This is a genomic window from Nocardioides alkalitolerans (genome assembly GCA_038184435.1).
GTDB classification, from domain to species: Bacteria; Actinomycetota; Actinomycetes; order Propionibacteriales; family Nocardioidaceae; genus Nocardioides; species Nocardioides alkalitolerans_A.
Genome location: CP116227.1, coordinates 21,341 through 47,393 on the forward strand (window position 1 = coordinate 21,341; position 26,053 = coordinate 47,393).

The following is a 26,053-nucleotide window of genomic DNA, read 5'->3' on the forward strand; positions in this document are numbered from 1 at the left end:
TGCTCCTCAATGGTGTCAAACATTAACACCAATTCCCGAGATGATCGGGCGTAACGGTACGTCGTGCAGTGCCCCTCGGGACGCACTACCACGCGCGTCACGCCCACTTAATAAGCGGATCTGAATGATCCGGAACTCCCGTCGAAAGGAACTCCCATGTCCGACGTCCTCGTCACCGAGCGCGGCACGGCGCTGTGGATCCAGCTCAACCGTCCCGAGCGGCGCAACGCCTACGACGCCGCCATGGCCGGAGCCGTCACCGAGGCGCTCGAGGGGGCCGCGGCGTACCACTCCGTCGTGATCACCGGCTCCGGCGGCTCGTTCTGCGCCGGCGGGGCGCTCACCGACCTCAGCAACCCCAGCGTGCCGGCCATGCGCGGCCTCTACCAGGGGTCCCTGCGGCTCTTCGACGCCGTGCGGAACTGCCCGCGGCCCGTCATCGCCGCCGTGAACGGTGCGGCGGCCGGCGGCGGCAACGAGCTCGTCGTGGCCTGCGACCTGGCCATCGCGGCCCGCTCGGCGACCTTCGGCCAGACCGGTCCGAAGGTGGGCAGCGCGCCCGTCACCGGCGCGACCAACGTGATGGGGATCCAGATCGGGGAGAAGCGGGCGAAGGAGCTGTCGATGCTCTGCCGGCGCTACCCCGCGGAGCGGGCGATGGAGCTCGGGCTCGTCAACGAGGTCGTCGACGACGAGCTGCTCGAGGAGACCGTCGAGGCGTGGTGCGCTGACCTGGCGCAGCTGAGCCCGCGCTACCTCGAGATCACCAAAATCAGCTCGAACGTGTGGTGGAACGCCGCGCGCGACTCGTTCACGACGGGGCTCGGGATGCTCGTGCAGGCCATCGCCGCGCCCGACATGGCCGAGGGCGCCGCCGCGTTCATGGAGAAGCGCAAGCCGTCGTTCCCGAAGCCGGAGTGAGTGGGGGGTGGTCGGTTCCCCGGCTGACCGGGGAACCGACCACTTCGACCATCAAATTTGATGGTCAAAGCGGCACTTTCCCCGGCTGACCGGGGAAAGTGCCGCCCGAGCGCTCGCTCCGCTCAGCGCCCCTGCCAGCGCGGGGCACGCTTCTCCTTGAAGGCCGTGGCGCCCTCGCGGGCGTCCTCCGACTCGCGCACGGGCAGCGTGATCTCGCGCTGCTTGTCGAACATCTCCGCGCGGCTCCACTCGGGCGCCGACACGATGACCTGCTTCGTGGCCCGTACGGCGAGGGGCCCGTTCGCCGCGATCGCGCGGCCGAGCTCCAGGGCGGCCTCGAGCGCGCCGCCCTTCGGTGTGAGGCGGTTGACGAGCGCCACCTGGTGGGCCTGCTGCGCGGTGATCATCCCGCCGGTCAGCGCCCACTCCATCGCGAGGTGGTAGGGCACGCGCTGGGGGAGGCGCATGAGGCCGCCGCCCGCGGCGACCAGGCCGCGCTTGACCTCGGGGAGACCGAACTTCACGTCCTCCGCGGCGACGATCATGTCGCAGGCGAGCGCGATCTCGAACCCACCGGCGAGCGCGTAGCCCTCGATCGCCGCGATGAGCGGCTTCACCGACGGCTGCTCGACGATGCCCGCGAAGCCGCGGCCCGGGATCGAGGGCTTCTCTCCGGCGAGGAACGCCTTGAGGTCCATGCCGGCGCAGAACGTGCCGCCGGCGCCGGTCACGATGCCGGCGGTCAGCAGGGGGTCGGCGTCGAGCCGGTCCATCGCCGCGCCGATCGCCTCCGCGGTGACGGTGTTGATCGCGTTGCGCGCCTCGGGACGGTCGATCGTCACGACGAGCACGCCGTCGACGACCTCGGTGCGCACCGGCCCGGTCGACACCGCTGCCTCGGCCGTCATCGCGGCGCCATCCGGATCGCGCCGTCGAGACGGATCGTCTCGCCGTTGAGCATCGGGTTGTCGATGACGTGGAGCGCGGTGGACGCGAACTCCTCGGGCCGGCCGAGGCGCGCCGGGTGGGGCACCTGCTTCGCGAGACCGTCGCGGATCTCGTCGGAGAAGCGCGCGAGGATCGGGGTGTCGAAGATGCCGGGCGCCAGCGAGCACACGCGGATGAGGGCCCGCGACAGGTCGCGCGCGGCGACGAGCGTCATGCCCACGACGCCCGCCTTCGCCGAGGCGTAGGGGATCTGGCCGATCTGGCCCTCCCAGGCGGCGACGGAGGCGGTGAGCACGCAGGCACCGCGCTCGCCCTCGATCGGTTCGTTGGTCGCCATCCGGGCCGCCGCGAGGCGGAGCACGTTGAACGTGCCCACGAGGTTGATGTCGACGAGCTCCCGGTAGAGGTCGTAGTCGCCCGCGCTGCCGTCCTTGTTCACCAGCCGCACCGTGCCGCCGCGCCCGGCGCAGTGCACGAGGGCCCGCAGGGGCGCCCGCGAGGTGGCGACGTCGAGGGCCGCGTCGACGGCCGCCTCGTCGCGCACGTCCGCGGCGCTGAAGGTCGCGAGGTCGCCCAGCTTCTCCGCGACCTCCGCCCCGGCCGACGACGGGAGGTCGACGATCGTCGTGGGGACGCCCCGGTCGACGAGCGCGGTGACGGTCGCGAGCCCGAGGCCGGAGGCGCCGCCCGTGACGAGCGCGGATCCGTGGGTCAGGTCCATGGTGTGCCTTTCGTGGGTACGACGCGGCGCTGCCCCCACCGGGTCAGCGCAGCACCTCGATGATCGTCGCGTTGGCCATGCCGCCCGCCTCGCACATCGTCTGCAGGCCGTAGCGGCCGCCCGTCTGCTCGAGGTGGTTGATCATGGTGGTCAGCAGCCGGACGCCCGAGGCGCCCAGCGGGTGCCCGAGGGCGACGGCGCCGCCCCGGGGGTTGAGCCGCTCGGCGGCGACGGGGAACTCGGCGGCCCAGGCGAGGGGCACGCTGGCGAACGCCTCGTTGACCTCGATCGCGTCGATCTGGTCGATCGTCATGCCGGCCTTCGCCAGCACCTTCGACGTCGCGGGGATGGGGCCGGTGAGCATGAGCGTCGGGTCGTCGCCGACGACGGCCGAGGCGACGACGCGGGCCCGGGGGCGGAGCCCGAGCTCGGCGGCGCGCGTGGCGCTCATGACGAGCACGGCGCCCGCGCCGTCGGTGATCTGCGAGGAGTTGCCGGCGGTGACCTTCCAGTCGACCTGCGGCAGCCGCGCGCGGTTCTCGTCGGTGCCGAAGACGGCCTTGAGGCCCGCCAGCTTCTCGACCGTGGTGCCGGGGCGGATGGACTCGTCGACGGAGACGACCGTCCCGTCCGGCGTCGTGAGCGGCACGATCTCGTCGTCGAAGCCGCCTGCCGCGGCGGCCGCCGCGGCGCGCTCGTGGCTGCGGGCCGCGTACTCGTCGAGAGCGGTGCGCGAGAGGCCCCACTTGTCGGCGACGAGCTCGGCCGCGACGCCCTGGGGGACGAGGTCGGGGAAGCGGGCACGCACGCCCGGGCCGTGCGGGTCGGCGCCCATGCGGGCGGAGCCCATGGGCACGCGGCTCATGGACTCGACGCCGCCGGCGACGACGACGTCGTACATCCCGGCCAGCACGCCCTGCACGGCGAACTCGACGGCCTGCTGGCCGGATCCGCACTTGCGCTCGATGGAGACCGACGGGACGTGGACGGGGTAGCCGGCCGACAGCCAGGCCTGGCGGCCCGGGGTGCCGGACTGCTCGCCGGCCTGGCCGACGCAGCCGACCATGAAGTCCTCGACGGTGCCGGGGTCGATCCCGGTGCGGTCGACGAGCCCGGTCAGCACGCCGGCGAGCAGGTCGACGGCGTGGATCTCGGAGAGCGCGCCACCCGGCTTCCCCTTGCCCATCGGGGAGCGGACGACGTCGACGATGACGGCCTCGGGCATGACACCTCCAGATTGTTGATCATGAATAGCGTAACTGCCGACCGGGTCTTGCGAGAAGGGGTCAGGGCCATGCAATTATGCTTACGAATATCATGGTCTAGGTCACAGTGAGGTGGCCGGAGGGGAGTGCGGACGACATGAGCGAGCTCGGCACCAAGAACCTGGAGAAGCTGAAGGGGACCCATCTCGACCGGTCCGACCAGGAGGAGCTCCTGGCCACGCAGACGGAGTGCAGCTTCGTCTTCCTCGACGACGAGGGGTGGCCGCGGGGCGTCATCATGAGCTTCATCCACGACAAGGGCAGCATCTGGCTGACGGCCGTCGAGGGACGGGCGCACGTGAAGGGCGCCGAGCGCGACGAGCGCGTCAGCGTCATCGTGTCCAGCGCCGGCAGCGGTCTGCCCGGGCGTCGGATGGTCTCCATCAAGGGTCGCGTGAAGGTCCACCGCGACCCCGAGGTGAAGGACTGGTTCCTCCACGAGTTCACCCACCGCATCCAGCCCGCCGACCCGCACTCGTGGCGCAAGCTCCTCGACAGTCCCAACCGGGTCGTCTTCGAGGTCGTGCCCGACGGCAAGATCACCAGCCACGACCAGCGCAAGATCCCCGGCAACGGTCGTGGCATGGCCAAGGACGCCGACACCGGCCGCAAGGTCGGTCCGTGACCCGACGCCTCGAGGGCCGCGTCGCGGCCGTCGTCGGCGGTGGCTCCGGGATGGGACGTGCCGTCTCCCTGCGGCTCGCGCAGGAGGGCGCGCACGTGTACGTCGCGGACCTCGCGCCCGCCGCGGCCGAGGCCGTGGCGGGCGAGGCGCTTGCGGCGGGCGGGTCCGCGGTCGGCGTGGCGCTCGACGCCACGTCGACGCAGGAGCTGCGCGACTTCTACGCCCGGGTGGACGCCGAGCACGGGGTGCTCCACGTCCTCCACAACCAGGTCGGCATGCCCGGCGCGGGCGGGATCGACGTCAGCGGGGCGGACTTCGACCGGGCGATCGACGTGAACGTGCGGTCGGCCTTCTACGTCGCCTCGCTCGGCTACGAGCTCGTCCGGCGGGCCGAGCGCCGGGGGTCGATCACCATGACGGCGAGCACCGCCGCGCTGGTCGGCTCGCCCTTCAGTCCGCTCTACTCGCTGACCAAGGGGGCGCTGACGGCGTACACGCGCGCGCTCGCCCTCCACGGCGGCCCCGACGGCGTGCGCGTCAACTGCGTGTGTCCCGGCCCGGTCGACACCCCGATGCTTCCGACCTTCTTCGGTCGCGACCCCGGTGCGGACACGGCCGACCTGAAGGACGCCTTCATCAACCTCGTCCCGCTGCAGCGGGCCGCCACGCCGGCCGAGATCGCCGGCGTCGTGGCCTTCCTGGCGAGCGACGACGCCGGTTTCGTGACCGGCACGACCATTCCCGTCGACGGAGGACAGACAGCCCGATGACCACCACTGCAGCACTCACGGCCGAGAACGCCGAGCTGGGCGCCCGCGCCGCCCGCACCTACTACGTCTACGCGCGAGCCGTCGACGAGGGCGACCTCGACGCGCTCCGCGCGATGGTCACCGACGACGTCCGCATCACGCGGGGCGACCACCCGACCGAGGACGGGGTCGAGGCGTTCCTCGACGTCTACCGCGCCCACAACGCGCAGCAGATCCCGGTGTGCAAGCACGTCGTCACGAACGTGCTGGCCGAGCGGGACGGGGACGAGGTCCTCACCCACGCGTACTTCACCGCCACGATGTTCGAGGCGGAGCGCACGCGGGTCATCACCGGTGTCTACGACGACGTCCACCGCGAGGTGGGTGGCGAGATGCTGCTCGCGCACAAGAGGATCACCGTGCAGCGCATCCAGGAGCTCCCGGCGGCCGCCGGTTCCTTCACCCACGTCGGGAAGTGAGACACCACATGACGCACCGCGGAGACATCGAGGACGTCCTCAACCGCTACGCCCACGCCTACGACGACCGCGACGCCGAGGGGGTCGGCGCGACGTTCGCCGAGGACGGGCAGCTGTCGCTGCGCATCGGCGGTGGCGACCTCGTCGGTCCGTGGGTGGGCCGGGCCGCCGTCGTCGAGATGATGGCGGCCACCCTGGCGACCCAGGACGACCAGCGCCGCCACCTCGCCTCCACCTTCACGCTCGACGCCTGTGACGGCGGGACGGCGCGGGCGCGTTCCTACCTCACGCTCGTGGCGGTCGCCGGCGGCGAGCTGCGGGTGCTGACGACCGGCCGGTACGTCGACGAGCTCGTCGACGTCGACGGGGCGTGGCTCATCCGGAGCCGGCACATCGAGCTCGACCTGCCCTACTGAGGGGCGGCGGGGGACCGGCCCGTGAGAAAACTAGGCGCATGATTGTCAGGAAAGCGTTTCTGGTGTTAGCGTCATCACAACCCCTCCGGTGACCGACGCAGAGGGCCTGACGAGCGGAGGAGCAGCCATGACGATCCAGGTCGCTCCCGACGCCCGGCGGGTCCCCGGCGCCGCCACCGGCGGTGCCGGTGTCGTCGTGACCGGGGCCGCCCGGGGCCTCGGCAAGGGCATCGCCGAGGTGCTCGCGGCCCACGGGTGGAACGTCGTCGGCGTCGACCTCGCGCCCAGCGTGGAGGAGACGATCGGGTCGCTCGGCGAGGGCCACGCGGCCGTCGTCGGCGACGTGTGCGACGCCACCGTCATCGAGCAGGCCGCGGTCCGCGCCGCCGAGCTCGGGGACGGGGTCGGCGCAGCGGTCTTCAACGCCGGCGTCACCGCCCCCGGCGACACGGTCGGCTACGACCTCGCGGCCTGGGACAAGGTGCTCGACGTCAACCTGCGCGGCGTCTTCGTCGGCGCCCAGACGGTGCGTCCGCACCTCTCCGCCGGTGGCAGCATGGTCATGCTCAGCTCCATCTGCGCGTCCCAGGGCTTCGCCGCCCGCGCGTCGTACTGCGCCTCCAAGGCGGGCGTGGACGGTCTCGTCCGCTCGCTGGCGCAGGAGTGGGGCGCGAGCGGCGTCCGCGTCAACGCGGTCGCCCCCGGCACGATCGAGACCGAGATGCAGCAGGCGATGCTCGCCAGCGGCCGGGCCTCGACCGCCGGCTACCTCGACCGCGTGCCGCTCGGCCGCATCGGTCGTCCCCACGAGATCGGGGAGGCCGTCGCCTACCTGGTCTCGCCCCACGCGAGCTACGTGTCGGGTGTCGTGCTGCCGGTCGACGGCGGCTGGGCCGGTGGGGGACTGCCGGCCGTCGCACCCTCCTGAAATCCCCGCGACCCGAAAAGAGGAACCCACCCATGGTCCAGGTCGGTCTGCTCCTGAGCGACGTGCCGAAGTCCGTGACGCCCGCGCAGCAGTTCAAGGACGTGCTGCGCATCGTCGAGGCGGCGCAGAACAACGGGTTCACCTACATCGCGATCGGCCAGCACTTCCTCTACGGCGAGCTGCGCTGGCTGCAGCCGGTGCCGCTCCTGGCGCGCCTGGCCGCGGAGGTCGACCCGCACGTCAAGCTGGTCACCCAGATCATGATCGCGCCGCTCTACCACCCGGTGATGCTGGCCGAGGAGATCGCGACGCTCGACGTCGTGACGGAGGGTCGTCTCGTCTTCGGTGCGGGCCTGGGCTACCGCCCCGAGGAGTTCGACTACCTCGACATCCCCTACAAGCAGCGGGCCGGTCGGTTCGACGAGTCCCTGCAGCTGATGAAGCGCCTGTGGACCGAGGACTCGGTCACCCACCACGGCAAGTACTTCCAGCTGGAGGACGTGAACCCGCACCTGCGCCCGGTGCAGGACCCGCACCCCCCGATCTGGATCGGCGCCCACGCGATCCCCGGTGTCGAGCGCTGCGCCAAGTACGGCGACGCCTACGCCTGCCCGCCCGAGACGCCCATGCACGAGATCGCCGAGCGCCACGCGATCGTGCGGGACGGCTTCGCCGCGCGCGGCAAGACCTTCGGCCCGCAGCCGCTGCGCCGCAACTGCCTCGTCGCCGACTCCCGCGAGGAGGCGATCGTCGAGTTCGCCCGCGTCGCGCAGGGGCGCTACCTGACCTACGCCAACAAGGGCCTCGACGTCATGAAGGACAAGGACCTCGAGAACGAGTTCGCCAAGGCGGTCTCGGGCCACGCCGTCATCGGCACGCCGGACGACGTGGTCGCCCAGCTCACCGACTACGTGACGAAGCTCCCCGTCGACCCGCTGCTGCTGCGCCCGCAGTGGCCGACCATGGACGGCGACGAGACCATCGCGGCGATCGACCGCCTCGGCAAGGACGTCGTGCCGGCCATGCTCGAGCTCGAGGGGCGCACCACCATCGACGAGGCCGCGTTCGCGGTCCCCGGCCAGGGCTGAGGTCACGGCGACGATGGCGATGCAGTACTACGAGGGCCTGGTCCCGAACTTCTCCGACCCCGAGACGTGGACCCTGGGGCACGTGCTGCGGCACCACGCGGCCGAGCGTCCCGACGCGGTGTGCCTCGACACACCCGAGGAGGGCCTCACCTGGACCTACGCCGAGGCGGTCGACGCGTGCGAGCGCATCGCGAGCGGCTTCCACGCCGCGGGTGCCGCGGCCGGGGACCGGGTCGTGCTCATGGCGGCCAACTCGTCGCGGTTCGTCCGCACCTGGTGGGCCACGGCGCTCGGCGCGCTCGTCGAGGTGCCCATCAACACCAACTACGAGGGCGAGTTCCTGCGCCACCAGCTCGACGTGGCCCAGGCGCGGTTCGCCGTCGTCGACGACCACATGGTGGAGCGCTGGATCGCCGTCGGCGAGGCGGCCCGCGGCATCGAGAAATTCTGGGTGCTCGACACGGGTGCCGGCCGCGACAAGGCCGTCGAGCTGCTCCGCGAGAACGGCTGGCAGGCCGACGCGTGGGAGGAGCTGGAGGCGGCCGACAAGCGCGAGCTGCCCGTCGCCCGCGCCCAGGACCTGGGCGCCATCTTCTACACGTCCGGCACCACAGGCCCCTCCAAGGGCGTCGCGATGCCGCACAGCCAGCTCTACTTCTTCGCGCAGATCGTGGTGACGCTCACCCGGCTGACGCACGAGGACACCTACCTCACGACGACGCCGCTGTTCCACGGCAACGCCACCTTCATGGCGGTCTACCCGGTGATCGTCGCCGGCGGCCGGGCGGTGGTGCGCTCGAAGTTCAGCGCCAGCCGGTGGATCGACCACGTGCGCGACTCGCGGGTGACCGTGACCAACCTCGTCGGCGTGATGATGGACTTCGCGTGGAAGCAGCCGCCCCGCGACGACGACGCCGACAACGTGCTCCGCGCCGTCTACGCCGCCCCGACGGCGAGCACGATCGCCGACGCCTTCAAGGAGCGGTTCGGGATCGAGGCCCTGGTCGACGCCTTCGGGCTCACGGAGACGTGCGCGCCGATCATGTCGCCGTACGGCGTGGAGCGCCCCCCGGGCGCGGCCGGCCTGCAGAACAAGGAGTGGTTCGACGTGCGCCTCGTCGACCCCGAGACCGACCGCGAGGTGGCGGTCGGCGAGGTCGGCGAGCTGGTGGTGCGCCCGGTGCAGCCGTGGACGTGCAGCAACGGCTACTACGGGATGCCCGAGAAGACCCTCGAGGCCTGGCGCAACCTGTGGTTCCACACCGGTGACGCGTTGAAGAAGGACGAGGACGGCTGGTTCTACTTCATCGACCGCTACAAGGACGCGCTGCGCCGTCGCGGCGAGAACATCAGCTCCTACGAGGTCGAGCAGGCCGTGCTCGGGCACCCTGCGGTCGTCGAGTGCGCCGTCATCGGCGTGCCCGCCGACCAGGAGGCGGGCGAGGACGAGGTGCTCGCCGTCGTCGTGGCCACCGAGCCCGTCGAGGCCGCCGAGATCCTCGCCTGGTGCCGCGGCAAGATCCCGGCCTTCGCGATCCCGCGGTACGTGCGGGTCGTCGACGCGCTGCCCAAGACCCCGTCGGAGAAGGTCCGCAAGGCCGCGCTCCGCGCCGACGGCATCACGTCGGACACCTACGACAGCACCGCCGTCTGAGCGGGGGAGGACCGAGATGGACTACACGACCGATCCCGTCCACGAGGACATCCGCAAGGGCATCCGCGCGATCTGCGAGCGGTTCCCCGACGAGTACTGGGCGGAGCGCGACGAGAAGCACGAGTTCCCCTGGGACTTCTACAACGCCGTCGTCGAGGGCGGCTGGCTCGGCCTGACGATCCCGGAGGAGTACGGCGGCGGCGGGCTCGGCGTCACCGAGGCGTCCATCGTCGAGCGCGAGATCTCCGCGTCGGGCGCCGGCATGGGCGGCTGCTCCGCGGTGCACATCGGCATCTTCGGCTTCGAGCCGATCGTCCACCACGCCAGCGAGGAGCTGAAGCAGAAGTACCTCCCGCGCGTGGCGACCGGCGAGATGCAGATCTCCTTCGCCGTGACGGAGCCGGACGCCGGCACCGACACCACCGCCATCAAGACCTTCGCCAAGAAGGTCGACGGCGGCTGGTCGATCTCCGGCAAGAAGGTGTGGATCTCCAACGCGCAGCAGGCCGAGCGCATGATCCTCCTGGCGCGCACCACGCCCCTCGACCAGAGCGCCAAGAAGACCGACGGCCTCACCGTGTTCTTCGCGCCGATGGACCGCGAGAAGATCACGATCCGCAAGATCCCCAAGATGGGGCGCAACTCGGTCGACAGCAACGAGCTGTTCATCGACGACCTGTTCGTGCCCGACGAGGACGTGGTGGGCGAGGTCGGCAAGGGCTTCAAGGTCATCCTGACCGGCCTCAACGCCGAGCGCGTCGTCGCGGCCAACGCGATGCTCGGCCTCGGCGAGGCCGCGCTGCGTCGCGGCACCCGCTACGCCAAGGAGCGGGTGGTCTTCGGTCGGCCCATCGGCCAGAACCAGGGCCTGGCCTTCCAGCTGGCCGAGGCGAAGATCCGGCTCGAGGCCGCCGACGCGGTGCTGCAGAAGGCGACCTGGATGGTCGACCAGCAGCTGCCGTGCGGCGCCGAGGCCAACTACGCCAAGTGGCTCTGCGCGGAGGCCGGCTTCTACTCGGCCGACGTCGCGCTGCAGGTGCACGGCGGCTTCGGGTTCAGCAAGGAGTACCACGTCGAGCGCTACTTCCGGGAGGCCCGCCTCATGCGGATCGCCCCGATCAGCCAGGAGATGGTGCTCAACTACGTCGCCGAGCACGTGCTCGGCCTCCCGCGCAGCTACTGAGGGCGGGCCGATGAAGCCGTACCGCTCCATCCTCTTCGTGCCGGGCCACCGGCCAGCCTGGGTCGACAAGGCCGTCGCGGCGGGCGCCGACTGCGTCGTGCTCGACCTCGAGGACTCCGTGCCGGCCGACAGCAAGGTCGAGGCGCGGGCGACCGTCGCCGAGTCCATCGCCCGCGTGCGGGCGACGAACCCGGACGTGGGCCTGCTCGTGCGGGTGAACCCGCTCGCCACGCGGCTCACGGGCGGCGACCTCGAGGCGGTCGTCGTGCCCGGGCTCGACGGGATCTTCGCGCCGAAGATCGAGAAGGCCACCGACGTGCTCCAGTACGACGCGTTGCTCGACCACTTCGAGGAGCGCAACGGCGTCACGGGGCTGGAGTACATCGTGCCCGTCGAGACCGTGCAGGCGATCCAGAACTGTCGCGAGGTCGCCCTGGCCTCGCCCCGCGTCGGCGCCATGATCGGCCCCAGCGCGGAGCACGCCGACATCGCGCGGGCGGTGGGCTACGAGTGGACGCCGGAGGGCCTCGAGACGCTCTACCTGCGCAGCCGGGTGCTGCTGGCCTGCCGCGAGGCGGGCATCCACGCCCTCACGGGGCTGTGGGAGGACCTCGAGAACCTCGAGGGCCTGCGGCAGTTCGCGCTCCGCGGCCGGCAGCTCGGCTTCCGCGGCATGATCGCGATCCACCCGAAGCACGTGGAGACCGTCAACGACGTCTTCACGCCGTCCGCCGAGGACGTCGCGTTCTACGAGGGCATGGTCGCGGCGTACGAGTCCGCGGCGGCGGAGGGCACGGGCGCGCTGCGCTACCGGGGCCTCCACATCGACAAGGCGCACTACGACAAGGCGGTCGAGTGGCTCGACCGCGCAGCCGCCACGACCCGGTCCCGGGCCGCGGCAGAGGGAGGGGCATGACCATGCGCGGACTGTGGTTCGAGGAGTTCGAGGTCGGTGCGCACTACAAGCACGCGATGACGCGCACCATCACCGAGATGGACAACGTCATGTTCACCTCGCTCACCATGAACATGGCGCCGATCCACCTCGACGCCGAGTACTGCAAGGGCACGATCCACGGCCAGCGGGTGCTCAACTCGCTCTTCACGGTCGCGCTGATCGGCGCCTTCCACGTGCCCGAGCTGACGATGGGCACGACCCTGGGGAACCTGGGCTACGACAAGATCACGTTCCCGAACCCCGTCTTCCACGGGGACACCCTGCGCGCGGAGACGACCATCGTCGACAAGCGCGAGTCCAAGACCCGTGACGACTCCGGGATCGTGTGGTTCGAGCACCTGGGGCTCAACCAGCGCGACGAGGTCGTCGTCGAGATGACCCGGGTAGGCCTCATGATGCGCCGCCCGGCCGACCACGAGGGAGCAGCCCGATGACCGCCACCGCTGAGACCGGGATCGACCAGACCTGGGTCCCCGACGTCCGCACCCTGCTCATCGGCGGGGAGATGGTCGAGCCCCGCGGCGAGCGCTGGGACGTCGTCAACCCGGCGACCGAGGAGGTCATCGCGACCGTCGGTGGCGCGAGCGCCGACCAGGTCGACGCGGCCGTCGCCGCCGCCCGGAAGGCGTTCCCCGCGTGGGCCGCGTTGTCCGGCGAGGAGCGCTCGCGCCACATCCACCGGTTCGCCGACGTGCTCGAGAAGGCCGCCGACCGCCTGCTGCCGTCGATCGTCAACGAGGTCGGCACGCCGGTCGCACTGGCGGAGTACCTGCAGGTCAAGATGGCCGTCGACGAGCACCTCCGGTGGGCCGCGGAGGCCGCGAAGGTCGACCGCACGGTGCACCTGGGCGGCTACGACAAGCCGCACCCGACCGAGAGCGACGTGGTCCACCAGCCCGTCGGGGTCGTCGCCGCCATCACCGGGTACAACTACCCGCTGAACCTGGCGATCTTCAAGTTCGGCGCGGCCCTCGCCGCCGGCTGCCCGGTCGTGCTGTTCCCCTCGCCCCGCACCCCGCTGACCACCCTGCTCCTGGGCGAGCTCGCCCAGGAGGCGGGCCTGCCAGCCGGCGTCTTCAACGTCATCGTGGGCGGCACCGACGTCGGCGTGCAGCTCAGCTCGCACCGCGGCGTCGACCGCGTCTCCTTCACGGGCTCCGACGGCGTCGGCGCCAAGATCATGGCGCAGGCGGCGGAGAACCTCGTGGGCGTCACGCTCGAGCTGGGCGGCAAGTCGCCGAGCATCGTCACCGACGACGTCGACGTGAAGAAGATCGCCGTCGAGATGCACCTGCGCTGGGCGCGCAACGGCGGCCAGGGCTGCGCCGCGCTCGCCCGCCTGCTCGTGCACCAGAGCCAGTACGACGAGTTCCTCGAGGCCGGCGCCTCGGCGTTCGACCAGATGGTCGTCGGCGACCCGTGGGACCGGGCCACCAACATCGGCCCCATGATCCGTCCCGACCACCGGGCACGGGTGCAGGGCTTCATCGACGAGGCGGTCGCCCAAGGCGGCTCCAAGCTGCTCGAGGTCACCAAGCCGGTGCCGGAGAAGGGCTACTTCGTCAACCCGGTGCTGCTCGGCGACCTGCCCCACTCGGCGCGCGCCGTGCAGGAGGAGATCTTCGGTCCGGTGGCGGTCATCGTGCCGTTCAAGGACACCGAGGAGGCGATCCGCCTGGCCAACGACACGGCGTACGGCCTGGCCGCCAACGTGTGGTGCGACGACCTCGTCGAGGCGCGCCGCATCGCCGAGCAGGTCCGCGCGGGCACCGTGTGGATCAACGGCGGCGGCGCGATGCGCCCCGACGCCCCCTTCGGTGGCTACGGCCGCTCCGGTGTCGGCCGCGAGCTGGGCGAGTGGGGCATGAAGGAGTACCTCGAGGTCAAGCACATCCAGTGGAGGCTCTGACATGACGGGCACCGTCGGACCGCTGGACGGCGTGCGCGTGCTGGAGCTCGGCTCCATGTACGCCGCACCCACCTGCGGCCGGATGCTCCGTGACTTCGGCGCGGACGTCGTGAAGGTCGAGGACCCCACGTCGGGCGACTACGCCCGGCAGTGGACGCCCATGAAGAACGGGCAGTCGATGGGCTTCGCCCGCATCAACGCCGGCAAGCGCTCGATCGCGCTCGACATGCGCTCGGAGGAGGGCCGGGACGTCGTGCGCCGGCTCGCCGCGGAGGTCGACGTGGTCATCGAGTCGTTCCGCCCCGGCCGCATGGCCGAGTGGGGCCTCGGGTTCGACGTGCTCTCGGCCGCCAACCCCGGGCTGGTGCTCACCAGCGTCAGCGGCTTCGGCCAGACGGGTCCGTACTCCGGCAAGCCGGGCTTCGGCACCGTCGCCGAGACGGGCAGCGGCTTCGCGTACATCAACGGCTGGCCCCAGATGCCCCCGACCTCGCCGCCGTTCGGCTTCGCGGACTCGATCGCCGGGATCGCGGCGGCCATGGGCACGGCGATGTCGCTCTACCGCCGCTCGCGGACGGGTCAGGGCGACCACGTCGACATCGCGCTCTACGAGCCGCTGATGTTCATCATCGGCGACATGATCATCAACTACACGGGCACGGGCTTCGTGCAGGGCCGGGTCGGCAACGGCACCGGCTCGGCCTCGCCCCGCGGCGTCTACCAGGCGTCGGACGGCAAGTGGCTCTCCATCGCGGCGTCCAACCAGGGCATCGCGAAGCGGCTGTTCGCCGCCATGGGGCGCGCGGAGATGATCGACGACCCGCGCTACGCCACCAACGAGGTGCGCATGCAACACAACGACGAGCTCCAGGAGATCGTGAAGGCATGGGTGGGGGAGCGGCCGCGGGCCGAGATCCTCGCCGACCTCGACAAGTTCGAGGTGGTCTGCTCGCAGGTCAACGACGCGAGCGACATCGTCGAGGACCCGCACTTCCTCGACCGCACCCTCGTCGAGCTCACCGGCTCGGAGGCGCTCGGCCGCGTGCTCACCCCCGGTCCGGTGCTGCACGTCGGCTCCTACGCGGGCCCGACGTACGACGGGGTGCCCGGCATCGGCGAGCACACCGGTGCGGTGCTCCGGGAGGTGCTCGGCCTCGACGGGGCCGAGGTCGACCGCCTGGTCGCCGCGGGCGTGGCGCGGCAGGGCTGAGGCCGTCATGGGCATGACGCTGACCGGCATCGAGGGCCGGGTCGCGCTCGTGACCGGGGCCGCGCGCGGCCAGGGCCGCGCCCACGCGGTGCGCCTGGCCCGCGAGGGCGCCGATGTCATCGTGGTCGACATCTGCGCGCAGATCGCCACGGTGCCCTACCCCCTCGCCACGCGCGAGGACCTCGACGAGACCGTGCGTCTCGTCGAGGCGGAGGGACGGCGTGCCCACGCCCTCGTCGTCGACGTGCGCGAGCTCGCCGACCTCGAGGCCGGCGTGGCCGCCGCCGTGGCGGAGCTGGGTCCGATCGGCATCATCGTGGCCAACGCGGGCATCGCGCCGCTGGACGTCACCGAGCCCGACCCGGCCGCGGTCTGGCGCGACGTCATCGACGTCAACCTCACCGGGGTCTGGAACACCTGCCGGGCCGGCCTGCCGTCGATGGTGGAGGCCGGCGCCGGCGGGTCCGTCGTCATCACCAGCTCGACCTCCGGCATGCGGGGGAACCAGGGCGGCCTGGCGGCCGGCGACGCGTACGTCGCGGCGAAGCACGCGCTCGTGGGCCTGGCGCGCAACATCGCCAACCACCACGCGCCCGACATGATCCGCGCCAACACCGTGCACCCCACCGGTGTCGCGACGCCGATGATGGAGAACGAGGCCCTGGCCCGCCGCCACGCCGCCGACCCCGACCACGCGCAGGCGGTGACGAACCTGCTGCCGGTGCAGATCCTGCAGCCCGACGACGTCAGCGACGCCGTCGTGTGGCTCTGCTCCGACCAGGCGCGCTACCTCACCGGCGTCGCGCTCCCGGTCGACGCCGGCTACCACGCGAAGGCCTGATCGCTGGTCCTCACGTGCCGTCCGCCTCGTGTAACGCGGTGTCCGAGCTACTCCACACGTGGTCGACCACCGCACAAGTGACACGAACACCGCGTTACACGACCGGAACCCCCGACCCCCGCACACCCGGAACCCACGACACGAGGAAGTGACCTGGACACCATGAGCGACGCGACGAAGGTCTGGCACGACAAGCTGTTCATCGGCGGGAGGTGGGTCGAGCCGGGCTCGGACGCCCGCATCGACATCGTCTCCCCGAGCACCGAGGAGCACCTGGGCAGCGTCCCGGAGGCGCAGCCCGCCGACATCGACGCCGCGGTCGCCGCGGCGCGGAAGGCGTTCGACGACGGGCCGTGGCCACGGATGAGCGCGGCGGAGCGAGCCGAGTACCTCGTGCGCGTCGGACAGGAGGTCCAGGCCCGGTACGACGAGATGGCCGCGTCCTTCAGCGCCGAGATCGGCGCTCCGCTGGCGGTGAGCCGCGCCTTCCACGACAACGCCAAGAAGATGTGGGACGACGCCTCCACGCTGCACGAGCGGGTGTCCTTCGAGGAGGAGCGCACGTGGGAGGACGGCGGCCACGGCGTCGTCGTGCGCGAGCCCGTCGGCGTGGTCGCCACGATCATCCCGTGGAACGGCCCGGTCGCGACCGCCTCGCTGAAGATCGCGCCGGCGCTGGCCGCCGGGTGCACCGTCGTGCTGAAGCCCGCCCCCGAGGGCCCGATGAGCACGCTCATGCTGGCGGAGGCGCTGGAGGCCGCCGGCCTGCCCGAGGGCGTCATCTCGGTGCTGCCCGCGGGTCGGGAGACCGGCGAGCACCTCGTGAGCCACCCCGACGTCGACAAGGTGACCTTCACCGGCAGCACGGCGGCCGGCAAGAAGATCATGAGCATCTGCGGCGAGCGCATCGCCCGCGTGACCCTCGAGCTCGGCGGCAAGTCGGCCGGGATCATCGCCGACGACATCCCGCTCGACGAGGTGATCCCCAGCCTGGGCTTCGCGGGCATCATCAGCTCGGGGCAGGTCTGCGCCGCGATCACGCGCATCGTCGTCCCCCGGGAGCGCCAGCAGGAGCTGCTGGACGCGCTGGTGCCGATGTTCGAGAGCATCAAGGTGGGCGACCCGGCCGAGGAGGACACCGTCCTCGGCCCCCTCGCGGCGGAGCGCCAGCGCGACCGGGTGGAGGAGTACATCCGGATCGGCAAGGAGGAGGGCGCCCGCCTCGTCACCGGTGGTGGCCGCCCCGAGGGTCTCGACAAGGGCTTCTACGTGCAGCCCACGATCTTCGCCGACGTCGACAACAAGATGCGGATCGCTCAGGAGGAGATCTTCGGCCCCGTGGTCGTGGTCATCCCGTTCGACAGCGTGGACGAGGCCGTCGCGATCGCCAACGACTCGCCGTACGGGCTGTCCGGGGCGGTCTACGCGAAGGACGAGGAGCTGGCGCGGTCGATCGCCCGGCGGGTCCGCACCGGCCAGATCTCCATCAACTCGTGGGGCATGTGCGTCACCCAGCCGTTCGGCGGCTTCAAGCAGTCGGGCCTCGGGCGCGAGGGCAACGTCGAGGGCATCGCGCCCTACCTCGAGACGAAGCTGATCCAGTACGCGTGAGACCGCGGGCGCCCTGCCCGTCCCACCCCTCGGGCGGTGGTCCCTCCGGGGCCACCGCCCGCGGCGTACCTGCGGGAAGGCGTGACCCGCGTCACGGCAATCATTGCTAATCAAACATACGGTTGGTAGCCTCCGGTCATCCCCAGCAAGGAGGCCCGATGGGTGTTCTGGACGACCGAGTCGTCGTCGTGACCGGGGCCGGCCGAGGTCTCGGCCGTGCCCACGCACTGCTTCTGGCGCAGGAGGGCGCGCGGGTCGTGGTCAACGACCTGGGCGCGGACCTCGACGGACGCGGCGCCGCCGGATCGCCCGCCCACGACGTCGTGGAGGAGATCCGCGCGGCGGGCGGCGAGGCCGTCGCCGACGGCTCCGACGTGGCCGGTGCCGCCGGCGCAGCGGCGCTCGTCGAGGTCGCGGTGCGCACGTGGGGCCGCCTCGACGCGGTCGTCAACAACGCCGGCATCCTCCGCGACGCGCCGCTGGCGCGACTGGACGAGCAGGACTGGGACGCCGTCGTGCGGGTCCACCTGCGCGGCCACTACGCCGTCACCCGCGCCGCCGTCGACCACTGGCGACCGCGGGCCAAGGGCGGCGAGGACGTGCGCGCCGCGATCGTCAACACCGTGTCGGCCTCCGGCACGACGCACGTGCTGCCGGGACAGTCGGCGTACGCCGCGGCGAAGGCCGGCATCGCCGCCCTCACCCTGGTCGCGGCCGCCGAGCTGGGCCGGATCGGCGTGCGGGTCAACGCCGTCGCGCCGGGTGCGCGGACCCGGATGACGTCGTCCACGCCGGGAGCCGTCGGCGAGCTGATGGCGCAGCCCGTGGCCCCCGGGGAGATCGACGTCTTCGACCCCGCCCAGGCCTCCCCGCTCGTCGCGCACCTCGTGGCCGCGTCGACGGACGTGACCGGCCGGGTCTTCGCCGTGCGGGGTGGGGCGGTGGAGGAGCTCGTGCCGTGGCAGGTCAGCCGGGACTGGGGCCTCGCCAGCACGCAGGACTGGACCGTCGGGGCCGTCGCCGACGGCTTCCGGCAGCAGGACGCACGGGCCGGGGTGGCCTCGTGACGGAGCAGCGGACCGCCGGACCGACCGGCGCGCGGAGTAGGAGCGACCGATGACCACCCTCGCCCGCACGGAGGAGCCCTTCGAGGTGCTCGACCGCCCCGGCACCCTCCTCGACGCACTCGAGCGCACCGTCGCGCTGCGTGCCCACCGCACGGCCGTGCGCAGCCACGACGGCCGGATCTCCTGGACCTGGGCTGAGCTCGCCGAACGGGTCGCCGCCGCCGCAGCCGGCTTCCGTGCCGCCGGCGTGCAGCCCGGTGACAAGGTGGCGCTGCTGCTGCGCAACCGGCCGGAGTTCTACGTCGTCGACCTCGCGCTGGTGCGGGTCGGTGCCGTGCCGTTCTCCCTCTACGCCTCGTCGTCGGCGGAGCAGCACGGCTACGCGCTGGCCGACTCCGGTGCGGTCGGCGTGGTGGCCGAGCCGGTGCTGCAGGCCGGGCTCCTGTCCGGTGTCGACCTCCCCGCGCTGCGGGTGCAGCTCGAGGAGGAGCCGGCGCCCGGGTGGCGCCTGCTCGACGACGTCGTCGCGGGTGGACGCGGCACCTCGCTCGACGACCTCCCGCGCCCGGAGGCCGACGACGTCGCCACGATGATCTACACCTCCGGCACGACGGGAGCGCCCAAGGGCGTGCTGCTGTCGCACCGCAACCTGCTCACGTGTGCGGAGGCCACCCTCGTCACGCAGGGCATCCCGGCGGGCACCGTGACCGTCTCCTGGCTGCCGTCGGCACACGTCGGCGACCGGCTCGGCGGCTACGCCCTCCCGCTCTACCAGGGGCTGGAGGTCGTCACCCTCGACGACCCGCGGCAGGTGGTGGCGGCGATCGTGGACATCCGTCCGGGCTACTTCTACGGCCCGCCGCGCATCTTCGAGAAGCTGCGCGCGTCGTTCGACGCGTGGGTGCTCGGCCTCGACGCGGACCATGCCGCCGCCGTACGGGCCGCGCTGGCGCGCGGGACCGAGCGGGTGGAGATCGAGCAGGCGGGCGGTACGCCGCCGGGCGAGCTGGTCGCGGCGACGCGGGAGGACCGGGAGCGGCTCTACCGGCCGTGGCTGGAGTCGGTCGGTCTCGACCGGCTGCGCACCTGCGTCGTCGCGACCGCGCCCAACCCCGGGCCGCTGATGGGGTTCTTCCACGCGCTGGGGGTGCCGATGGGTGAGGCGTACGGGATGACCGAGTCCGGCGGCGGTGGCACGGCGGCGACGCCGGGCGCCATCCGGATCGGCACCGTCGGGCAGGTCAGCACCCACATGGAGCTGCGCGTCGAGCCCGACGGCGAGGTGCTGCTGCGCGGGCCGCAGGTGATGATCGGCTACCACGGCCGCCCCGAGGCGACCGCCGCGGCGATCGACGCCGACGGCTGGCTGCACACCGGTGACCTCGGCAGCCTCGACGCCGACGGCTACCTCACGATCAGCGGCCGGAAGAAGGAGCTGATCATCAGCTCCACCGGCAAGAACATCTCCCCGGTGACGGTGGAGTCGGCGATCCTCACGGCCAGCCCGTTCATCGGGCAGATGTGCTGCATGGGCGACGGTCGGCCCTACAACGTGGCGCTCGTGGTGCTCGACGTGGAGTACGTCCGCCAGTGGGCGAAGGGCAACGGCCTGGGGGACGCGACGCTGGAGGAGCTCAGCCGCGACCCGCGGGTGCTCGTCGAGGTCGAGGCCGGGATCGCCGCGGGCAACGCGCGGCTCAACCGTCCCGAGCAGGTGAAGCGGTTCCGGGTGGTGCCGCAGGAGTGGTTGCCCGGGCGAGAGCTCACGCCGACGTCGAAGATGCGGCGGTCCGTCATCGCGACGACGTACGCCGAGCTCGTCGAGGAGATGTACGCATGAGCGCCCCCACCGTCCAGGTCCCGGAGCAGGTCGGTCCGGTCGAGCCGGCCGACCCCGTGCTGCTCGAGGTCGCCGACGGCGTCGCCGTGCTGACGCTCAACCGGCCGCACCGGCTCAACGCGGTCGACAACCGGCTGATGGCGCGCTTCCTCGAGCGGCTCGACGAGGCCGCCGACCGCGAGGACGTGCGCGTCGTCGTGGTGACGGGTGCCGGCCGCGGCTTCTGCGCGGGGGCGGACCTCGAGGTGCTCGGCGACCTCGGGACGGGGGAGCAGCAGGTCGCCATGCCCGGCATGGCCTACCTTCGCGCGCGCACCATCCCCAAGCCGGTGGTCGCCGCCGTCAACGGCGCCTGCGCCGGCCTGGGGCTCGTCATCGCGCTGACCTGCGACCTGCGGTTCTCGACGCCGACGGCGAAGTTCGGGACCGGGTTCGCCCGCATCGGCCTCGTCGCGGAGCAGGGCCTCGCGTGGCTGCTGCCGCGCCTCGTCGGACCCGGGCCGGCGATGGACCTCCTGCTGAGCGCGCGGCTCGTCGACGGTGAGGAGGCACGGGCGATGGGCCTCGTCGACCGGCTGCACGCCCCCGAGGAGCTGCTGCGGGCGACGCTCGACTACGCCCGCGCCCTCGCGGCCGGCAGCTCGCCCGTGTCGATGGGCGTCATCAAGTGGCAGGTGCAGCGCAGCCTGGAGACCAGCCTCGAGCAGGCCATGGACGACGCGGACCCCCTGACGCGGGCATCCCTCGTCGGCCGGGACTTCGTCGACGTCGGCTCACGGCTACGGGCGCGCGAGATGCCGTCGTACGAGCCCCTGCCCGCCGGCTCGCCCCGCCTCGGCGACGAGCCCCCCGTCGGGTTGATCCCCCCGGCGGTGTGAAGCCCGGGCGCGGTCGGTTCCCCGGCTGACCGGGGAACCGACCGCTTTGACCATCAATCTTCATGGTCAAAGCGGTCGGTTCGGTGCGCGTCCGATCCCGCAAGGTCCCCTGGGTCAGTGGTGGACGGGGCGCGTAGCCGAGCGGCCTGAGGATGACGGCCGGGCCTCTCCGCGCCGTACCGACGATGGTTGAAGCACCAACACGCCGCTTTGACCATCAACGTTGATGGTCAAAGCGGCGTGTTCCCCGGCTGACCGGGGAACACGCCGCCCCGGCGACGCCCGCTCAGTCCCGACCCGCCGCGTGCCGCCCGGCGAGGTACCCGAACGCCATGGCCGGGCCGAGCGTGCCGCCGGCCCCGCCGTACGTCGCGCCGAACGGCGAGCCCATCGCGTTGCCCGCGGCGTAGAGGCCCTCGACTACGTCGCCGTCCACGTCGAGCACCCGGGCGTCGGGGTCGACGCGGGGGCCGCCCTTCGTGCCGAGCGCGCCGCTGTGGATCTGCACCGCGTAGAACGGGGCCTCGTCGAGCGGGCCGAGGGTGCCGCGCACGTCGCGCTTGTACGCCGGGTCCCCCCACCAGCGGTCGTGGGCGCTGACGCCGCGGCCGAACTCCGGGTCGTGGCCCGCCGCGACGTTCGCGTTCCAGTCCGCCACCGTGGCCTCGAGCCCGTCGGCGTCGATGCCGAGGTCGTCGGCCAGCGCGCGGAGGGTGGGGTACGCCGTCATCCACTCCGGCGGCACCTCGCCGCGGCGGTGGGGGCCGACCGTGCCGTACCGCCGCAGGTGCTCCTGGTCGAAGACCATCCAGCACGGCAGGTTCGCGTAGTCGAACGCCGCGACGTCCTCCACGTGGAACGCGCCGCCGAACGCGTTGTAGTTGGCCGCCTCGTTCGTGAAGCGGCGGCCGCGCCGGTTCACCATGATGGAGCGGGGGCGGGTGCGGTCGGCGTTGACCATGTACCGGTCCATCGGGTTGATGCCCGGCGGCAGGTCGGCGGCCGGGATCCACCACGCCTCGCGCATGGTGCTGAGCGCTGCACCGACCCGCATCGCCATCCGCAGCCCGTCGCCCGTGTTGGTCGGCACGGAGACGGGGTGGGTCAACGGCCCGCGGAGGAAGGCCCGCTTCAGCTCCTCGTCCCACTCGAAGCCGCCGCAGGCGAGCACGACACCGCCCGTCGCGCGGGCGACGAGGGGTCCCTCAGGGGTCTCGAGGCGTACGCCGCGGACCGCGCCGTCCTCGGTCACGAGCGTGGTGCCGCGGCAGCCGGTGCGTGGTTCCACGCCGAGGTCGAGGAGGGCGCCGAGGAGCCGACCGACGAGGGCCTGGCCGGCGCCGCGCTCGTCGTGCTCGGCGCGGCGGGCGAGCTCCTCGCGGGACGGCGGGTCGGGGTCGACCGCGCCGAGCGGGGTCTCGCTCATGGTGAACGCGGGGTGCGCGAAGTAGGGGCTCGGCGTGACGCGGTGCTGCCACTTCCCGAGCCGGTCGAAGGGGTAGAGCGGGCACTCGATCGTGCGGCCGCCGCCGGGCAGTCCGCCGGGGTGCTCCGGGTGGTAGTCGGGGAAGTCGGGCACGGCGCTGAACTCCGTGCCGGCCTCGGCGTCGAGGAACCGGACCATGGCGGGCGCGGCCGCGACGTAGGCGTCGACGAGGCGTTCCTCGAGCAGGCCGCGCGACAGCGACAGGATGTAGCGCTTGGCCTGCTCCGGGGAGTCGACGACGCCGATGGCCTCCTGGTGGGGGTGGCACGGCACCCACACGTGCCCGCCCGACCAGGCGGTCGTGCCGCCCACCTCGTCGGCCTTCTCGAAGAGCGCGACACGTGCGCCTCCGCGGGCGGCGGTGAAGGCGGCGGTGAGCCCGGCGGCGCCGGTGCCGAGGACGACGACGTCCCAGGTCTCCTCTGGTGGTGACGGCATGACGTTTCCCTTCCGAGCGTTTGGTTGCGGCCATTCCTAGAGGTCGTCGACCGAGCTTGTCAACGAATGATGCGCATCATCCGCCGGTCCATTGACAACCAACCGATTGGCAGATTAGAAATGGTCATGTGACCCCGACCACACGACCTGCGACGCCGTCGTCCCGTCCCGCCACCGGCGGGTCGCCGCGACCGCTCGACCCGCCGACCGCGCTCCGGGTGCGCGGCCTGACGAAGACGTTCGGCGCGGCCCAGGTGCTGCGCGGCGTCGACCTCGACGTCCGGGCCGGGGAGGTGCACGCGTTCATCGGCGCCAACGGCTCCGGCAAGTCGACGACCATCAAGGTGCTCGCCGGCTACCACGACGCCGACGAGGCCTCCTGCGAGGTGGGCGGCGAGACCGTGACGCTGACGACGCGCACCGCCAAGCGCCACGACGGCCTGCGCTTCGTCCACCAGGACCTCGGTCAGGTCCCCGAGCTCAGCGCCGTCGACAACATCGCGCTCGCGCACGGCTACCAGCGCACCCGCTTCGGTGCCATCGACTGGAAGGCGCAGCGCGAGCTGACCCGCCGCGCCCTCGCCCGGTTCGGCACGCACGTCGACATCGACGAGCCGCTCGCCGCCCACAGCGCCGTCGTGCGCACCGAGCTGGCCATCTCCGCGGCCGTGCACGGCTGGGAGCCGGGGCAGGGCGTCCTCGTGCTCGACGAACCGACGGCGATGCTGCCCCCGACCCAGGTCGAGCGTCTCTTCGAGGTCGTCCGCTCGGTGCGCGACTCGGGTGCCGGGGTGCTCTACGTGTCCCACCGCCTCGACGAGATCTTCGCGCTCGCCGACCGCGTCAGCGTGATCCGCGGCGGCGCGATCGTCGGCACCTACGACGTCGCCGACGTCACCGCCGACGACCTCGCCGACGCGATGGTCGGCACCCGCGGGGCCAGCACCCGCCACGTCGCCAAGGCGACCGGGTCGGGGGAGGAGGACGTCGTGCTCCGCGCCACCGGCCTGACCGGGCGCACCATGGCCGGCATCGACCTCGAGCTCCGTCGCGGCGAGGTGCTCGGCATCGCCGGCCTCGTCGGATCGGGTTCGGAGGAGGTGCCCTACGCCATCGCCGGCCGGCTCACCGGTCCGCGGGGCGGCACCGTCACGCTCACCGACGGCGGGTCGGCGCACGACATCCCGCTCGTGCCCGGCAACCGCATCGCCGAGGGGGTCTTCCTCGAGGCGACGGTGGCCGAGAACCTCTCGATCGGCTCGCTCGGCTCCGTCAGCGCCGGGCCGCGCCTGTCGCACCGGCGCGAGCGGGCGGTCGTCGAGGACTGGATCCGCCGGCTCGGCATCGCGGCTCCCGCCGCGGACGCCCCGATCTCCACGCTCAGCGGCGGCAACCAGCAGAAGGTCGTGATCGCCCGCTGCCTCAACCGGGCTCCCCGGATCCTCGCGATGAGCGAGCCCACGGCCGGCGTGGACATCGCGACCCGGTCCCGCATCTACGACCTCGTCGCCACCGAGGCCGCCGCCGGCCTGAGCGTCGTCGTCACGTCCTCCGACCCCCAGGACCTCGTCGCCCTCTGCTCCCGCGTGCTCGTCGTCCGCGACGGCCTCGTGGTGGCGGAGCTGGTCGGCGACGAGGTCGCCGAGCACACCATCGTCCGCGCCATCGAAGGGATCCGAGCAGCATGAGCGACCTCCAGACGGGGCCGGCCCACGTCGCCGCCCCGACCGCCCACGGCGTCGTGACCGACGGCCCCGGCGCAGCCGGCCCGACCACCGCCGGCGCGCCGCCGGAGGCGTCCCGCCCCTGGACCCGGCACCTCGCCTTCTCCAACATCGGCGCCGTCTACGTGCTGGTGGCGCTCGTCGTGCTCTTCGCCGTGTGGGTGCCGCAGACCTTCCTCACGTCGGCGACGTTCTACCAGGTGCTCAACAGCAACGCGGTGACCGCGCTGGCCGCGCTCAGCGTCATCGTGCCGCTGTCGGCGCGGGTCTTCGACCTCTCCATCGGCGGCACCATCACGCTCACCGGGGTCGTGGTGACGCAGCTGATCGTCAAGCACGAGCTGGGGGTCACCGCGGCCGTCGCGGTGGCGCTCCTCGTCGGCATCCTCATCGGCGTGCTCAACGCCGTCGTGGTCGTCGTGCTCAAGATCGACTCGTTCATCGCGACGATGGCCTCCGGCGCCCTGCTCGCCGCCTTCACCACGATGGTGACCGGCGACCTCGACGTCACGGGCGTGGTGCTCTCGCAGGGCTTCAACGAGATCGGCCAGGGCATGGTCGGCGGCGTCACCCTCCCGGTCATCTACGTCGCCGTCGTGACCGCCGTGCTGTGGTTCGTGCTGCAGCACACCGCCTTCGGCCGTCGCATGTACGCCACCGGCTTCAACAAGGAGGCCGCGCGCCTCTCGGGCGTGCCCACCGAGCGGCTCCGCTTCGCCTCGCTCGTCATCTCGGGCGGTCTCGCGGGACTCGCCGGCATCGTCCTCGCGGGCACCCTGGCCGCCGGGTCGGTGACCGCGGGCACGCCGTACCTGCTCGGCGCGTTCGCCGCGGCCTTCCTCGGCGCCACGCAGCTGCAGCGCGGCCGCTTCAACGCGGTCGGCACCATCATCGCCGTGCTGCTCCTGGGCACGGGCATCGTCGGCCTCGGGCTCGCCCAGGCCCCCACCTGGTCGCAGGACCTCTTCACCGGCCTCGTGCTCATCGTCGCCCTCATCGCGACCCGCTACCAGCGGGCCGGTGCGGCGAACGCCACCACGTCGCACTGACCCGCGACGTACCCCGCTCCTCACCCCCACCCCTCCTCGGCGACCACCAGAGCGCCGGGTCTCGG

24 protein-coding genes are annotated in these 26,053 nt (G+C 72.2%); 20 read left to right on the forward strand and 4 right to left on the reverse strand.

Annotated features, from left to right (window positions below):
- Nucleotides 1-156: 156 nt before the first annotated feature.
- Nucleotides 157-921 (forward strand): enoyl-CoA hydratase/isomerase family protein, encoded by a 765-nt coding sequence (locus PIR53_00105; GenBank protein ID WZH52418.1) that lies wholly within the window; start codon nucleotides 157-159, stop codon nucleotides 919-921.
- Between the two features lie 122 nt (nucleotides 922-1,043).
- Here PIR53_00105 and PIR53_00110 read toward each other — a convergent pair whose 3' ends face one another.
- Genes PIR53_00110 through PIR53_00120 form a run of 3 tightly spaced genes read right to left on the reverse strand, consistent with a single transcriptional unit; the run spans nucleotide 1,044 to nucleotide 3,815 of the window.
- Nucleotides 1,044-1,829, reverse strand: coding sequence for a crotonase/enoyl-CoA hydratase family protein (locus tag PIR53_00110; protein WZH52419.1), 786 nt, complete (start codon nucleotides 1,827-1,829; stop codon nucleotides 1,044-1,046).
- Nucleotides 1,826-2,590, reverse strand: coding sequence for an SDR family NAD(P)-dependent oxidoreductase (locus PIR53_00115; GenBank protein ID WZH52420.1), 765 nt, complete (start codon nucleotides 2,588-2,590; stop codon nucleotides 1,826-1,828). Before PIR53_00115 ends, PIR53_00110 begins: the two co-directional genes overlap by 4 nt.
- 43 nt (nucleotides 2,591-2,633) lie before the next feature.
- Nucleotides 2,634-3,815, reverse strand: a complete 1,182-nt coding sequence (locus PIR53_00120) for a thiolase family protein (GenBank protein WZH52421.1) — start codon at nucleotides 3,813-3,815, stop codon at nucleotides 2,634-2,636.
- 137 nt (nucleotides 3,816-3,952) lie between these two features.
- Here PIR53_00120 and PIR53_00125 point away from each other — a divergent pair, with 137 nt between their 5' ends.
- The 17 genes from PIR53_00125 to PIR53_00205 all read left to right on the forward strand — a co-directional run bounded on the left by PIR53_00125 (nucleotide 3,953) and on the right by PIR53_00205 (nucleotide 21,291).
- Entirely contained in the window at nucleotides 3,953-4,480 is a 528-nt protein-coding gene (locus PIR53_00125) for a pyridoxamine 5'-phosphate oxidase family protein (GenBank protein WZH52422.1), read from the forward strand.
- A complete protein-coding gene (locus PIR53_00130) occupies nucleotides 4,477-5,250 on the forward strand; it encodes an SDR family oxidoreductase (protein ID WZH52423.1) in 774 nt (257 codons plus the stop codon). Before PIR53_00125 ends, PIR53_00130 begins: the two co-directional genes overlap by 4 nt.
- A complete protein-coding gene (locus PIR53_00135) occupies nucleotides 5,247-5,708 on the forward strand; it encodes a nuclear transport factor 2 family protein (protein ID WZH52424.1) in 462 nt (153 codons plus the stop codon). Before PIR53_00130 ends, PIR53_00135 begins: the two co-directional genes overlap by 4 nt.
- Before the next feature lie 8 nt (nucleotides 5,709-5,716).
- Entirely contained in the window at nucleotides 5,717-6,124 is a 408-nt protein-coding gene (locus PIR53_00140; GenBank protein ID WZH52425.1) for a nuclear transport factor 2 family protein, read from the forward strand.
- Between the two features lie 127 nt (nucleotides 6,125-6,251).
- Nucleotides 6,252-7,052, forward strand: a complete 801-nt coding sequence (locus PIR53_00145) for an SDR family NAD(P)-dependent oxidoreductase (protein WZH52426.1) — start codon at nucleotides 6,252-6,254, stop codon at nucleotides 7,050-7,052.
- Between the two features lie 32 nt (nucleotides 7,053-7,084).
- On the forward strand, nucleotides 7,085-8,140 hold the full coding sequence (locus tag PIR53_00150) for an LLM class flavin-dependent oxidoreductase (protein WZH52427.1): 1,056 nt from the start codon (nucleotides 7,085-7,087) through the stop codon (nucleotides 8,138-8,140).
- Between the two features lie 19 nt (nucleotides 8,141-8,159).
- Complete coding sequence (locus tag PIR53_00155) at nucleotides 8,160-9,794, forward strand: AMP-binding protein (GenBank protein ID WZH52428.1); 1,635 nt, start codon at nucleotides 8,160-8,162, stop codon at nucleotides 9,792-9,794.
- Between the two features lie 16 nt (nucleotides 9,795-9,810).
- Entirely contained in the window at nucleotides 9,811-10,977 is a 1,167-nt protein-coding gene (locus PIR53_00160) for an acyl-CoA/acyl-ACP dehydrogenase (protein WZH52429.1), read from the forward strand.
- Nucleotides 10,978-10,987: 10 nt separating this feature from the next.
- On the forward strand, nucleotides 10,988-11,893 hold the full coding sequence (locus PIR53_00165) for a CoA ester lyase (protein ID WZH52430.1): 906 nt from the start codon (nucleotides 10,988-10,990) through the stop codon (nucleotides 11,891-11,893).
- Entirely contained in the window at nucleotides 11,890-12,369 is a 480-nt protein-coding gene (locus tag PIR53_00170; protein WZH52431.1) for a MaoC family dehydratase, read from the forward strand. The genes PIR53_00165 and PIR53_00170 overlap by 4 nt, the downstream gene beginning before the upstream one ends.
- Nucleotides 12,366-13,844, forward strand: a complete 1,479-nt coding sequence (locus PIR53_00175; GenBank protein ID WZH52432.1) for an aldehyde dehydrogenase family protein — start codon at nucleotides 12,366-12,368, stop codon at nucleotides 13,842-13,844. The genes PIR53_00170 and PIR53_00175 overlap by 4 nt, the downstream gene beginning before the upstream one ends.
- 1 nt (nucleotide 13,845) lies before the next feature.
- On the forward strand, nucleotides 13,846-15,054 hold the full coding sequence (locus tag PIR53_00180) for a CoA transferase (protein ID WZH52433.1): 1,209 nt from the start codon (nucleotides 13,846-13,848) through the stop codon (nucleotides 15,052-15,054).
- A gap of 7 nt (nucleotides 15,055-15,061) precedes the next feature.
- On the forward strand, nucleotides 15,062-15,895 hold the full coding sequence (locus PIR53_00185; GenBank protein WZH52434.1) for a mycofactocin-coupled SDR family oxidoreductase: 834 nt from the start codon (nucleotides 15,062-15,064) through the stop codon (nucleotides 15,893-15,895).
- Nucleotides 15,896-16,057: 162 nt separating this feature from the next.
- On the forward strand, nucleotides 16,058-17,506 hold the full coding sequence (locus tag PIR53_00190) for an aldehyde dehydrogenase (protein ID WZH52435.1): 1,449 nt from the start codon (nucleotides 16,058-16,060) through the stop codon (nucleotides 17,504-17,506).
- A 158-nt stretch (nucleotides 17,507-17,664) separates the two neighbouring features.
- The gene (locus PIR53_00195; GenBank protein ID WZH52436.1) at nucleotides 17,665-18,573 is read left to right on the forward strand and encodes an SDR family NAD(P)-dependent oxidoreductase; all 909 of its coding nucleotides are present in this window, start codon (nucleotides 17,665-17,667) and stop codon (nucleotides 18,571-18,573) included.
- Nucleotides 18,574-18,622: 49 nt separating this feature from the next.
- Nucleotides 18,623-20,413, forward strand: a complete 1,791-nt coding sequence (locus PIR53_00200) for an AMP-binding protein (GenBank protein WZH52437.1) — start codon at nucleotides 18,623-18,625, stop codon at nucleotides 20,411-20,413.
- Nucleotides 20,410-21,291 (forward strand): enoyl-CoA hydratase-related protein, encoded by an 882-nt coding sequence (locus PIR53_00205; protein ID WZH52438.1) that lies wholly within the window; start codon nucleotides 20,410-20,412, stop codon nucleotides 21,289-21,291. The genes PIR53_00200 and PIR53_00205 overlap by 4 nt, the downstream gene beginning before the upstream one ends.
- Nucleotides 21,292-21,577: 286 nt before the next feature.
- Here PIR53_00205 and PIR53_00210 read toward each other — a convergent pair whose 3' ends face one another.
- The gene (locus tag PIR53_00210) at nucleotides 21,578-23,215 is read right to left on the reverse strand and encodes an FAD-dependent oxidoreductase (GenBank protein ID WZH52439.1); all 1,638 of its coding nucleotides are present in this window, start codon (nucleotides 23,213-23,215) and stop codon (nucleotides 21,578-21,580) included.
- 128 nt (nucleotides 23,216-23,343) lie between these two features.
- Here PIR53_00210 and PIR53_00215 point away from each other — a divergent pair, with 128 nt between their 5' ends.
- Together PIR53_00215 and PIR53_00220 are read left to right on the forward strand one after the other, a co-directional pair.
- Nucleotides 23,344-24,903: a sugar ABC transporter ATP-binding protein gene (locus PIR53_00215; protein WZH52440.1), complete on the forward strand. Its 1,560-nt coding sequence runs from the start codon at nucleotides 23,344-23,346 to the stop codon at nucleotides 24,901-24,903.
- Complete coding sequence (locus PIR53_00220; protein WZH52441.1) at nucleotides 24,900-25,988, forward strand: ABC transporter permease; 1,089 nt, start codon at nucleotides 24,900-24,902, stop codon at nucleotides 25,986-25,988. The genes PIR53_00215 and PIR53_00220 overlap by 4 nt, the downstream gene beginning before the upstream one ends.
- The last annotated feature ends 65 nt before the right edge of the window (nucleotides 25,989-26,053 follow it).